The organism is Clostridium sp. DL-VIII, from assembly GCF_000230835.1.
Taxonomy (GTDB): Bacteria; Bacillota; Clostridia; order Clostridiales; family Clostridiaceae; genus Clostridium.
In genome coordinates, this window is sequence record NZ_CM001240.1 from 5,429,218 (window position 1) to 5,442,085 (window position 12,868).

The 12,868-nt window shown below is 30.6% G+C and carries 10 protein-coding genes and 1 other annotated feature (1 of these 11 cut by a window edge); of the genes, 1 reads left to right on the top strand and 9 read right to left on the bottom strand.

The window, feature by feature from the left end; all coding sequences use genetic code 11:
- Nucleotides 1-95 (bottom strand) — a binding site (T-box leader) (it extends 165 nt beyond the left edge of the window).
- A gap of 83 nt (nucleotides 96-178) precedes the next feature.
- From CDLVIII_RS24875 to fliB, 3 genes are all read right to left on the bottom strand, one after another.
- Complete coding sequence (locus tag CDLVIII_RS24875) at nucleotides 179-1,327, bottom strand: toxic anion resistance protein (protein WP_009172250.1); 1,149 nt, start codon at nucleotides 1,325-1,327, stop codon at nucleotides 179-181.
- Nucleotides 1,328-1,378: 51 nt separating this feature from the next.
- Nucleotides 1,379-2,581 (bottom strand): 5-bromo-4-chloroindolyl phosphate hydrolysis family protein, encoded by a 1,203-nt coding sequence (locus CDLVIII_RS24880; protein ID WP_009172251.1) that lies wholly within the window; start codon nucleotides 2,579-2,581, stop codon nucleotides 1,379-1,381.
- A gap of 273 nt (nucleotides 2,582-2,854) precedes the next feature.
- The gene (gene fliB / locus CDLVIII_RS24885) at nucleotides 2,855-4,072 is read right to left on the bottom strand and encodes a flagellin lysine-N-methylase (protein WP_009172252.1); all 1,218 of its coding nucleotides are present in this window, start codon (nucleotides 4,070-4,072) and stop codon (nucleotides 2,855-2,857) included.
- Nucleotides 4,073-4,227: 155 nt separating this feature from the next.
- Between fliB and greA the strand changes: the two genes are divergently transcribed.
- Complete coding sequence (greA, locus tag CDLVIII_RS24890) at nucleotides 4,228-4,692, top strand: transcription elongation factor GreA (RefSeq protein ID WP_009172253.1); 465 nt, start codon at nucleotides 4,228-4,230, stop codon at nucleotides 4,690-4,692.
- A gap of 98 nt (nucleotides 4,693-4,790) precedes the next feature.
- Here the strand turns inward: greA and CDLVIII_RS24895 are convergent, their stop codons facing one another.
- The 6 genes from CDLVIII_RS24895 to CDLVIII_RS24920 all read right to left on the bottom strand — a co-directional run bounded on the left by CDLVIII_RS24895 (nucleotide 4,791) and on the right by CDLVIII_RS24920 (nucleotide 12,855).
- Complete coding sequence (locus CDLVIII_RS24895; RefSeq protein ID WP_009172254.1) at nucleotides 4,791-5,627, bottom strand: PRD domain-containing protein; 837 nt, start codon at nucleotides 5,625-5,627, stop codon at nucleotides 4,791-4,793.
- A gap of 24 nt (nucleotides 5,628-5,651) precedes the next feature.
- Nucleotides 5,652-7,790 carry a PTS transporter subunit IIABC gene (locus tag CDLVIII_RS24900; protein WP_009172255.1) on the bottom strand — a complete coding sequence of 713 codons (2,139 nt, stop codon included), beginning with the start codon at nucleotides 7,788-7,790 and terminating at the stop codon, nucleotides 5,652-5,654.
- Nucleotides 7,791-8,077: 287 nt separating this feature from the next.
- Nucleotides 8,078-9,247, bottom strand: coding sequence for a sugar ABC transporter permease (locus tag CDLVIII_RS24905; RefSeq protein ID WP_009172256.1), 1,170 nt, complete (start codon nucleotides 9,245-9,247; stop codon nucleotides 8,078-8,080).
- A 1-nt stretch (nucleotide 9,248) separates the two neighbouring features.
- Entirely contained in the window at nucleotides 9,249-10,826 is a 1,578-nt protein-coding gene (locus CDLVIII_RS24910; RefSeq protein WP_009172257.1) for a xylose ABC transporter ATP-binding protein, read from the bottom strand.
- Nucleotides 10,827-10,888: 62 nt separating this feature from the next.
- Nucleotides 10,889-11,971, bottom strand: coding sequence for a D-xylose ABC transporter substrate-binding protein (xylF, locus tag CDLVIII_RS24915; protein WP_009172258.1), 1,083 nt, complete (start codon nucleotides 11,969-11,971; stop codon nucleotides 10,889-10,891).
- A gap of 254 nt (nucleotides 11,972-12,225) precedes the next feature.
- Nucleotides 12,226-12,855, bottom strand: coding sequence for a cyclase family protein (locus CDLVIII_RS24920; protein WP_009172259.1), 630 nt, complete (start codon nucleotides 12,853-12,855; stop codon nucleotides 12,226-12,228).
- Between the last annotated feature and the right edge of the window lie 13 nt (nucleotides 12,856-12,868).

The window sequence follows — 12,868 nt, forward strand, 5'->3', positions numbered from 1 at the left end:
TGATTTTCAATTCTTTCACAAATCTTATCTCCCAGCAAATGATAAGTTCTCTGCTAAATGCTATAGAATTTACTTTTCTCAATCTTCGTATTTATTGTTTAACTTTTCCATAATTATAGACCTGAATTTTCATGATGTCAAGAAGTTCAAGTAACTTGTAACTTCTAACCACATTATTTTATTGCTGCCTAATACTTAAAAGTTTATTTTTCAACTGCTCCTCGATATTATGTAACTCTACTTCAGCAGCCTTACGCTTCTCTCGACCTTCTGTTTGAATTCGAAGTACTTCGTCAAGAGTTGTAATTAATGATTCATTAGTATTTTTAAGAGTTTCAATATCTACAATTCCTCTTTCAGACTCCTTAGCAGTTTCTATAGTTGACATTTTTAAAGTTTCTGCATTTTTACGTAAAAGTTCATTAGTCATATTTGTCACTTCATTTTGAACCTTAACTGCATTGTTAGAATGTGCTACTCCTAGGGCAAGTACAATCTGACTCTTCCAAAGTGGAATAGTATTAACGATAGTAGATTGTATTTTCTCAGACATTAGAGAATCATTATTCTGTACCAATCTAATTTGAGGTGCCATTTGGAGAGAAATCATTCTAGTTAATTCTAAATCATGAATTTTCTTTTCAAAGCGGTTGCAAAGAGACATAAAATCATTTGTTGCCTGTGCATCTTCTGGTAGTCCACTTACTCTTGCTCTTTCCGCTAAAACTGGCAGTTCTTCTTTTTCTAATTTTTGAAGTTTCTTCTTTCCTGCTAATATATACATTGAAAGCTCTTTAAAATATACTTTATTTATTTCATACATCTTATCTAGCATTGCAACATCTTTTAAAAGTTGTATTTGATGATTTTCAAGTGAACTGCAAATTTTATTTATATTCCCTTCAACCTTCTCATACTTTGCTCTCATATGAGAGACTTTTTCTGAAGTTTTTTTAAATAAACCAAAGAGCCCTTTTTTCTCTTCACCTGCATCAAAATTTTTTAATTCAACTACTACGTTAGATAACATTTCTCCTACTTCACCTAAGTCCTTAGTCTTTACATTATTTAAAGCTGTCTCAGAGAAATCCGCGATCTTCTTTTGCGCTCCTACCCCATACTGCAAAATTGAATTTGTATTAGTTATATCAATTTTCTCCACAAATTCATCTACCATCTTTTTTTCTTCTACTGTTAAATTACCTTCATCAAAAGCTTCTGCCTGATTTATTTCTTCCTTTACTTTAGAAATTGGTGCTTCCTCTTTAAAAGGTTCAAAGGTTAAGCTTGGCGTAACTTCAATATCTTCTTTAAATTCATCATTCACTTTTAATTCCTCCTTCTCATGGTTAGCTGTTTTCTTTCCTAGTGATGTATACTATTCCTTCTCAAAATCTTTTTTAGTTAATCCTTCCTGCGTAAATAGTGTCTCAAGAACTGAAATATCTGTAGATATATCTAAAGCAATTTCTTCAAATAAATCATCTAATAATTTTTCAAAAGCAGCATTTATGCTATCTATAGCTTTCTCTATTTCACTTTTTGCATTTTTTATATTATCTCCTTGAACTGTCTGCTCCGTTAATTCCTTATACGCATTTACTAATTTCAAGGTCATTGGAAGATAGTGATTGATAAACTTATTAACTTCTGTCAGCTTTCGAGGATTATGCTCTATATTTCTAAAAATTTGACTTACAATATTTTTAAGCTTATTTAACTTTTCTGAAACTTCCTTCTCCTGTATGCAATCACTTACGTTTCCTATTTCTTCAATATAATTTTTTCCTATTTCAATCGTATCTCTCAACGCTTTCTTTGCTGGGTTATTTATTTCTTCTTTTAATTTATTTTCTCTTCTTAGTTCTTCTTCCTCGCGTTCCTTCAGAACTTTTTGAGCATTCAGATAATTTTCATAAGTTTCATTATTTAACATAAAGTAAGTCTGCTCATCATCTATATGTGCTTGTGGGAACATATCCAATTCAATCATCTTTTTTAAATCTTTGACAACAAATTTATTTTTCATTCTAATTGACTCAGCTAATTCTTCAATTGGGCAATAATATTTTCCTCCAAGACAAGTAACGTATTCCTTAAAACGCTTCACTCTCTTCCTCAAATATCTTCCTCTTAAGGTCAAAACTACACTTGCTGAAAAAAAAGCCACCATAATTCCAAGACTAACATAATTAAAAGTTGCGAATCCCACCATAATTGATGTAAGTATTGAATAAACAATTAACAAAATTCCAAGAGTTCCGCTTCCAATTGCTCCAAATACGGTATATAAAATACCAGATATACTTCCAACAGGCCTTTTAGCTATATACATATCTTTAGTCTTCTTATCTTTTATAGTTATATTATTAAACTCTTCATAATTATCATTTACTTTATATTTCAGTTTTTTATTTAAATGATGTGATTTATCTTTAATCTTTATTTTAACTTCATTTATGGTGCTTTCAGTTTTGTCATTAATATCTTTTTTTATTCCCGCAAAATCTATAGCATCAAATGCATTTTTAACTGTATCCCTAATTTGATCTTCTAAATTAGAAAAATCTTTTCTGCCCATGCTCTTTCCTCCAAATTATTTTCTTACAATTTGCAATATTATATGAACACAATATAGAATAGAACAACAAATAACCTTATTAAACTCGCAATATTTCTTGTAATTGTCATAATATTTTTGCTTTATTATATCTCATTCCCGTACAAATTACAATTTGTCGCAAATCATTCTTTTACTAAATAAAGCTCAATAAAAAATAACAAGTATATTTTTTATCATTCTACATCGCTTATATACCGAGCTATTTATTTTCACATATCTAAAGTAAAATACTTATAAAAGTATCGTAGCAAATCTTCTATTATCTAATTCATTTTCCTTTACGTATTGAAGAATATCACTTAAATAAGTCTTATCATGTTCAATTTCTTTTGTTAAGGATTGAATAAACCTTATTATATCATCTATTGAAATTGTCCCTTTGTAAATATACTGTCCTACAATATAAAATCTTATATATGAAAATCTAATTAGCATCATAATATAGTCATTTATTAATATATCACTTTCTGAAAACGGAAAAAGTTCTTTAAACATGTGATTAACTAAATAATTTTCAAAAATGTAACTATAATTTCTAAAGATATTTTCTTCACATATATCATAAGCTTTTAGAAAAACATCTGAGTTTTCCATTAAGCTTTCATCCTCATTAAATCTAAATCCAAGCATAACTTCTTTCATTCTTTCTTTGAAATAATCACTATAATTACCTTCAATTATATCTAGTTTTTCTAGCATATCCCTAAAAAATGATAATTGAAGCATATAATTTATTTTATTTCTTTTAAATTCCCCGCCAAAAGAATCTATCTTATATCTATTTATAAATTGAGCTACATTATTATAGTCATAACATAATTCCTTTCTTATAATTTCTAAAAAGCTGCCAAGAATATATAATCTTTCACTTAATTCAAATTTTCTATTTTTTATTATTTTTATACTAATGTCTCTTATCTCTTTTATATATTTAAGATTTGTATCTTTAATGGCCTTATCATCAGTAATAATACTTGCTGATATTGCATACTTTCCTAAAGTATCTTCAGCTTCCTCAAACTCTATTCCATCTCTTTTTAAAAGTATAATTTTTGCAGCTTCTATACATGAAATATCAAGAGACGTTTCATAATAATCATCTATTTTATTTATGACTCTTGGAAAAGAGGCACAGACATTTGATAAATATTCTTCTCCTAATTTTAACTGAATAGAACAATATCTGTCTTTATCTAAAAATGGACACTTATTATCTTTCAATTTTATCTGACCGTAATCAATATTAATATTTTTGCAATTATCTCTAATAAATATATTTTTATTAACATATTTATTGGTTCTTTTGTCCTGTATTTTCTTATATTGTTCAAAAGTTGTTTTATCAATGTGTATATCCCATCCACCACAGCAATTGTCTTCGCACATTCCACCAATGCACCTGAATTCCTTAAAATATTCAGGGCATCTCAATTTAATATTTTCTCTCACTTTTCATCTCCTAATATATCAGGCACGATCAAAAAATAACAACCACATCTAACATCATATTTTTAATGCGATTTATCATAATATTTAAAAGTACCTTTTATTTTTCTATATATATTATATAATATTAACATAATATATTTTAGGGGGAATTTTCTATGCATAATACACTTACAAAAGAGAATATGAACAAATTAGAAGAAGAATTAGAATATAGATTAACCGTAAAAAGAGCTGAAATAGCAAAAGAAAAATTAATAGCTGCTGCCCATGGTGATAGATCTGAAAATGCAGAATATAAAGAAGCTTGTGCAAATTATAGAGAAAATGATAACAGAATTCAATATTTAATGACTATGATTTCAACAGCAACTGTAATAGATGATGAACATGTGGATAAATCTGTGCTAGGAATTAACAGTAAGGCTAAAATTAAATTTATAGAAGATGACGATGAAGCTGTTGTTACTTTAGTAACAACTATGGATTTAGACCCTGAAAATATGCTTATAAGTATAGAATCAGATTTAGGAAAAGCGTTATTCGGTAAGAGTATTCATGATGTAGTTGAAGTTGAAGCTCCTGGTGAAAAATACACAGTAGAGATATTAGATATATTATAAAGAATACTTTCTTACACAAAAACCCATAACAACACATTTCTGAATTGCTATGGGTTTTAGCTTTAGTAGTGAAGAATAGCCACAAACTACTCCACTCTTTATTGCTCTAATTCATCTGCAAATACTCTTTCAATATGCATTGCAAGGTATCCAATTTCAACAGCTTTGATTTCTCTTTTTAATTCCTTACCTAATTTTTTGCATATTCCTTCAGCAATTTCAAATGATTTTGGAAATCTTTCACTAATGTAATCATTCATATCAAGCTTTATTGTTTCTCCTTTTAACATCCTTGCCGCCATGTATTTGATATGGTTCATAAGACGATTATAGGATAATGATTCTATATCTATTTTCTTTCCTGTACTCTCTTCAATGGACGTAATACATGACCTAACTAACGTTGCTATTTCCATTGCTTGTGATACTTTTTCATTTCCCAAACTTGAATGAATATGAATTGCTATATAGCTGATCTCATCTTCATTTATTTCAATTCCTTCTATCTCTTTGATGATATCCTTTCCTTTACATGCCACCTCATATTCTTCTGGAAATAAAGCTCTAATATCTTGCGCTAACGGATTACTAATTTGTTCATTATTTTTTATTCTTTTTACTGCAAATGCAATGTGATCTGCAAGTGGGCATAAAATATTCACGTCTACTTTTTGAAATTTCTTTTCTGCTTCCATAATGATATTATTCGCAATTTCTAAGATCTGAGGCTCTATATTATTTATTATCTCTTTCGTAAGTCCTCTTTCAGTTTCCTGCTGCAAAAGATATATATGTGCATTTTCTGGAGCTTCAATACGTTCATTGACCTTTTTCCCAAAACCTATACCTTTTCCGAGCAAGATATACTCTTTATAGTTATCCATGTTTATAGCGAGCACACCGTTATGATTTAGTGCTTTTATCACTCTGAACATTTTATGCCTCCCCTTTTTTATTTATTATTTAAATATATCAACTGCAATTAAAGCTTCTCCTGCTCTAATGTTACCAGTTTTTAACAAACGCACTTTTTGATTGTTATTTAATGCAGTGCAAATGCATGGTGATGCAATAGACGGTGCATTATTTTTTATAAATTCTAAATCAAAACTTAATATTTTATCCCCAGCTTTTACTTGATCTCCCTCTTCCACATAAGTTTCAAAGGCCTTTGCATCAAGCTTTACTGTATCTATTCCTATGTGAATGAGTAGTTCAAGTCCATCAGTTGTTGTTAACCCCACTGCATGTTTTGATGGGAATACAAAACTTATCACTCCATCTGCTGGAGCTATGACATTTCCTTCACTTGGAACAATCGCAGCCCCATCTCCCATTATCTTGCTTGCAAATACCTCATCTGGTACTTCAGATAAATCTTTTGTTTCACCTGTTAATGGGCTATTTAAAATTATTGTACTTATAATTTTTCCTTGAATTTGTTTTTTAATATCTTTATCAATATTTTTTTCTGATTCTTTTTCTATTACTGTATGGCTAGTAACTTCCTCATCTTGTGCTCCATTCAAATAATCTTCTAAATTTGATTTTATAACCGTTACTCTTGGTCCATACATTATTTGAACACCTGACCCTCTGTGAAACACTCCTGATGCTCCAGTTTGCTTTAATAAATCTTCATTTACCAATTCGGCGTTGTGTATTGTACACCTCAATCTAGTTACACAGCAGTCAACATCAGAAATATTTTTCTTTCCTCCAAGACCTCTGCATATCATAGCTGAAAGTTCATCTGCTTCTTCATTTTGAGCATTCTTTCTTTCTTCTACATCCCTTCGGGTATAAAGTTTAACTTCATCAGAATCTTCGCGGCCTGGAGTCTTTAGATTAAATTTCCTAATTAAGAAAGTGAATAATAAATAGTATACTACAAAATATATAATTCCTACAACTACAATCCATATCCAGCTTGTTTTAGCATTTCCTTGTAAAATACCAAATAAGAATAGATCAATAAATCCACCAGAAAAAGTCATACCTACTCCAACACCTAGAATGTGCATTAGCATATAAGCAAGTCCCGCAAGCGCACAGTGCACCACATATAATGCTGGTGCTACGAATAGAAATGTGTATTCAATTGGTTCTGTTATACCAGTAAGCATTGAAGTTAATGCTGCTGATAATAATAATCCACCTACCACTTTTCTCTTTTCAGGTTTAGCACATTGATACATAGCTAGCGCTGCTCCTGGCAAACCAAATATCATAAGCGGAAATTTACCTGACATAAACCTTGTTGCAGAAACACTAAAATGTGTTATTCCTGGAGTTCCAAGTTCTGCAAAAAAAATATTTTGGGCACCTTCAATAACTTTTCCACCTACTTCAGCTGTACCTCCAACGGCTGTCTGCCAGAATGGTAAATAAAATACGTGGTGAAGGCCAAACGGTATTAATAAACGTTCCATCAATCCGTAAACCCATGTTCCTGCATAACTTGATGCAAGTACTAGATCTCCAATTTTGTAAATACCAGCCTGAACTGGGGGCCAAATATAGAACATTAAAATTCCAACTATTAAATAAACAATTGAACTTATAATTGGAACAAATCTACTTCCACCAAAAAATGATAATACTTGCGGTAATTCAATTTTATAAAACTTATTATGTAATTCTGCTGTACCAAGCCCCACTATAATCCCACCAAAAACCCCCATTTGTAATGAAGTAATTCCAAGTACTGAAGTTGATGCACCAGTTAAAAGAGCCTCTGTTCCACCATGAATTTTAATCATGGCACCAATTGATGCATTCATTATAAGAAATGCAATTCCTGCTGCTAACGCTGCAACTTCTCTTTCCTTCTTAGACATGCCTATTGCTACACCTATTGCGAATATTAAAGGTAGATTTTCAAATACAATGTTTCCTGAATCATTCATTACTGAAAGAAGTGCATTGACAAATGTGCCAGGTCCAATTAAACCTGCAAGTCCATAAGTATCCAGCATTGTTTTATTAGTGAACGACTCACCTATACCTAAAAATAAACCTGCTACTGGTAAAATAGCAATCGGAAGCATAAAAGATCTTCCTACACGTTGCAAAACACTAAAAATATTATCTTTCATAATTCTTCTCCTTACATGAGATCTTTTTTGCACATTTTAGATGCCTTATGCCTTTTACGTGCAAAAAAGCATTAACTAACATAAACATCTTCAATAAATATTTATGTATAGTTAATGCATACCTACCAGTTACATACTATATCATTTATTTCACTCTAGCATATCTATAACTGCATGTCAATGTTTTCATTGTAAACTTTTGGACATACTTTAAATTTATTTTTTTCTATTTTTTCATGCTATTGTAATACAATTAATTTTACTTTTAGTATTAACTTCACTAATTACTATTTCTTATTTTTAGATGATATATCAATCCATACTGCAAATAACAATATTAATCCTTTAACAATATATTGCCAAAACGTTGGTGTATTCATCATACTCATACCATTATCTACACTTGCCATTACAAGAGCACCAATTAATGCTCCAGCTACTGAACCACTACCACCGCTTAAGCTTGCACCACCTATAACACAGGATGCTATTGCATCTAGTTCTGCATTTTGGCCAGCTGCAACTGAACCTGCATTTAATCTGGCTGTTAATAATATACCGGCTATTGCCGCAAGTAAACCTACCATTGAGTATACAACTATAATATGTTTCTTTACATTTATTCCTGATAATCTTGCGGCGTCTCTATTTCCGCCTATTCCATAAACTCTTCTTCCGAATATAGTTTTTGTTCCTATAAATGATAAGATTAATGCCAAAACTAACATTATAAATGCTGGTATTGGAAATCCTTGATAATCATTTAAAATTAATACTAATACTAATGATACGACTCCAATTGCTACTATAATCAAAACATCAAAAGTCATTGGTTTAACTGCAATGTTATATTTAATCTTGTTTTTTCTATTATTTAAGACTAAATATGCTGCACCTGCAACTGCTAGAACTACTAATAAGTATCCTAAAACTGTTGGCAAATATCCTTGTCCTATTACTTTAAAATCGTTTGTAAGTGGTGCTACAGTATTTCCATTAGTAACGCCTATTAATACACCTCTGAAAATAAGCATACCTGCTAAGGTAACTATGAAGGAGGGCACATTTCTAAATGCTATCCAATATCCATTCCAAGCTCCTATGATTATCCCAAGTATTAATGTTATTACTATAGTTGGTACAGCTGAGAAACCGAGCCAAACGTTTAGTATTGCTGCAATTCCTCCAAGTAATCCGAGAGTTGATCCTACTGAAAGATCTATCTCTCCTAAAATAATTACAAAAACCATACCTATTGCAAGTACTCCTGTAATTGACATTTGTCTAATTAAATTGGATAAATTTCTTGTTGACAAAAAGTTTCCTCCTGTCAAAACGGTAAATAAAAGCCATATTGCTACTGTTGCTATTAATATTGTTGTCATCTTAGATTTAAATATTACATTTAACCCCGACTTCTTCACTTTCTCTGAATCTACACTCTTACTTAATTGCATTTTATACCCCTCCTACAGAAGTTATAGTCTCTTCGTTCTTAATCACATTTTTATCCTCGTTTTTATTGCCTACAGAATATTTCATAATCATCTCTTGAGTTAAATTGTTATTCTCCAAGCTTGCCTTTATTTCGCCCTCATTCATTACTAGAATTCTATCACTAATTCCAAGCACCTCTGTTAATTCAGATGAAACCATTATTATAGATATTCCTTGTTTAGCCAATTTAAATATCAACTTATAAATCTCATACTTCGCTCCAACATCAATTCCTCTAGTTGGTTCATCTAATATCAATATTTTAGGTTCAGCTAAAAGATTTTTGGCGAGTATTACTTTTTGTTGATTACCACCACTTAAATTTTTTATTGGTAATTCTGTTGATGCAGTCTTAATCTTTATATCGTCAATATATTTAAGAATATCCATCATTTCCTTATCATTATCTATTACATTAAGCGGCTTTTTATATTTTATGAGATTACTCATTGTTATATTTTTAGCCACACTCATTCCAGCAATTATTCCATCTTTCTTTCTATCTTCTGGAACCATGGCTATTCCTTTACTTAATGCTTGTCCTGGATTTTGGATATTAACTTTTTTTCCCTCATAATATATTTCACCATTTTTTTCGCCTTGGAAGCTGCCATATATACTTGCAACCATTTCGGTTCTGCCTGAACCTACTAATCCTGAAATTCCAAGTATTTCTCCACGCCTTAGTGTAAAATTAGCATTTTTTACTCTTTTTATATTTCTATTAAAAGGATCAAAAACATTAAAATTCCTTACTTCAAAAAATACTTCTCCTATATCATGTTCTTCTCGTGGAAATAAATTTTTCATTTCTCTTCCGACCATCATTTGCACTAATTTATCTTGATTTATTTCTTTAACAGGTACTTGACCTATTGTTGCCCCATCTCTAATTACTGTAACATTGTCACATATTCTTGTAACTTCATTTAATTTATGGGATATATAAATACATGTAACTCCGTCTTTCCTTAAGTCGTCTAGTATTTCCATTAAAACCTCAACTTCACCCTCACTTAGTGATGCTGAAGGCTCATCAAGGATTAGTAATTTTGCATTTTTAGACAAAGCTTTTGCAATTTCAACTAATTGCTGATGACCAATTCCCAAATCGCCAGCTCTAGTAAGCGGACTAATGTTAAGCTTAACTCTTTTTAATAATTCATTTGTTTTATTTAATTGTTCACTAAAACTTATAATTCCGTGATTATTAATTTCATTTCCTAAAAAAATATTTTCAGCTATTGATAGCTGCTTAATAATAGCTAATTCTTGGTGAATAATTGCTATGCCTGCTTTTTCAGAATCTCTTATACCTACTTGCTTAAGTTCTTTTCCTTCGAAAACTATTTTCCCTGAGTATGAACCAACAGGATATTCTCCACTTAAAATTTTCATCAGAGTAGATTTTCCTGCTCCATTTTCACCACAAAGCGCATGTACTTCTCCTTGTTTTACTTTCAACGTTACTCCATCTAATGCTTTTACTCCAAAGAATTCTTTAACTATATCTGTCATTTCTAAAATATACTCACTCATGAAATACATCTCTCCTTTCTATATTAGGGCTTAAATTTATACTTTAAGCCCTAATATGTTATTTACTTACTTGGTCTTTTATCTTCTGGTACATTTTTATATACATCTTCAAACTTTTGGAAGCCATCTTTTACAACAGTATCGTTCATATTATCTGCTGTTACTGCTATTGGAGTAAGTAATACAGATGGAACATCTTTTTGTCCGTTATTTATTACGTTTCCATTAGTTTCAACATTTTCACCTTTACCCATTTTTACAGCTAAATCAGCTGCTTGTGTAGCAAGATCTTTAATAGGCTTATATACTGTCATTGTTTGAGTTCCTTCTACAACTCTTTGACATGCTGCCAAATCAGCATCTTGTCCAGAAATTGATACTTTTCCTGCTAAGCCTTGTCCTTGCAATGCTTGTATTGCTCCACCAGCAGTACTATCATTTGAAGCGACAACAGCATCGATTTTATTATTATTTGCAGTTAATGCATTTTCCATTATATTCATAGCTTCTTCAGCTAACCAATCTTTTGCCCATTGGTCTCCTACTATTTTTATATCACCTTTATCTACAAGTGGTTTAATTATATTCATTTGCCCTTGTCTAAATAATTTTGCATTATTATCTGTTGGAGAACCTCCCATCATGAAATAATTTCCTTTTGGAGTTTTATCTGTAATTGCTTTTCCTTGCAATTCTCCTACTTTAACATTATCAAATGATATATAATCATCTAAGTCACTGTTAGTAATCAACCTATCATAAGCTAAAACTTTTATTTTATTTTGATGAGCTTCATCTACTATAGGTGCTATTGTCTCTCCATTATGTGGTATTATTACTAATACATTTACTCCTTGAGAAATAAGATTTTCACATTGAGACATTTGTGTTGGGTCATCACCATTTGCAGATTGGAAAACAACCTCTGCACCAAGCTTCTTAGCTTCCTCTTCAAAAATATCTTTATCATGCTGCCATCTTTCAAGTCTTAAATCATCAAAACTTACACCAATCTTTATTTTTTTGTCTCCACCACTAGCAGCTGTTTGCGTACTATTCTTAGCTCCACATCCTGTTAATGCTGAAAATATCAATACTCCACTTAAAGCTAGACCTAATAATTTAATCATCTTTTTTGATTTCATATTCTTCTCCCCTTTTTGCTTTTCTCTAATTTACAATTAAAATTATATTTTATTAAGAAAACGTTTAAAATGGATTTATTTGCTGAGTTCTATCTTTATATTGCTGTCTTAGAATAGCAATTATTTACCATTAAAATTCCTAAAGCATAAAAAATAACCTAGATTAAATCTTATTCATAAGATATTAACCTAGATTATTTTAAAAAACTTAACCTCCCTAAGTAATATTTTGTTTTCTAAACATTACAAAAACTCTAAAAACTGATATTATCAATTAGCACTGCTCTTGCTGGAGCTCCTTCTGTTCCCTTTACCTTAAGAGGAAGTGCACAAAGTAAATATTTGCCTTCTTTAATATCTTTTAATCTCAATCCTTCTAATATTGTTATATCATTACCTAATATAGCCTTGTGAGATTCATGATTTGGCTGAGCTCTTTCAATTCCTAAAACATCCATACCTATTCCCTTTATTTTTTTGTCTCTCAAATATTCAGCTCCTGTTTTTTCAAGAAATACAAAATTTTCATCAAATTCATCTTTAAAAGAGTCTTTAGTTTTAAAGATTACAAAATCACCTTCCTGTATATCAAGATCTTTTATATCTTTATCTGTAACTCTTTCTTGAACAGAAGTAAGGTCAAAAACCTTACATGGAGTAATGCACTTATATAAGTCTATATTTTCTATTGTATCTCCTCCCTCTATCATATGAAGTGGAGCATCTAAATGAGTTCCTGTATGTGTATCTAACTCAATACGTGTCTCATAATAAGAATTTACTTCATAATTAGCAGTCACAATAACCTTTGGTTTTTTCTCCTCTTTATTTTTATAAACCGGCATGTCCTTGTGAATTAACATCGAAATATCATAGATTTTCATAAAAATTCCTCCT

Excerpts from the sequence above, each read along its gene's own strand:
- CDLVIII_RS24905 (WP_009172256.1), bottom strand. The coding sequence starts at position 9,247 with ATGCAATTAAGTAAGAGTGTAGATTCAGAGAAAGTGAAGAAGTCGGGG.
- CDLVIII_RS24910 (WP_009172257.1), bottom strand. The coding sequence starts at position 10,826 with ATGAGTGAGTATATTTTAGAAATGACAGATATAGTTAAAGAATTCTTT.
- CDLVIII_RS24920 (WP_009172259.1), bottom strand. The coding sequence starts at position 12,855 with ATGAAAATCTATGATATTTCGATGTTAATTCACAAGGACATGCCGGTT.
- greA (WP_009172253.1), top strand. The coding sequence starts at position 4,228 with ATGCATAATACACTTACAAAAGAGAATATGAACAAATTAGAAGAAGAA.
- xylF (WP_009172258.1), bottom strand. The coding sequence starts at position 11,971 with ATGAAATCAAAAAAGATGATTAAATTATTAGGTCTAGCTTTAAGTGGA.
- CDLVIII_RS24880 (WP_009172251.1), bottom strand. The coding sequence starts at position 2,581 with ATGGGCAGAAAAGATTTTTCTAATTTAGAAGATCAAATTAGGGATACA.
- CDLVIII_RS24895 (WP_009172254.1), bottom strand. The coding sequence starts at position 5,627 with ATGTTCAGAGTGATAAAAGCACTAAATCATAACGGTGTGCTCGCTATA.
- CDLVIII_RS24900 (WP_009172255.1), bottom strand. The coding sequence starts at position 7,790 with ATGAAAGATAATATTTTTAGTGTTTTGCAACGTGTAGGAAGATCTTTT.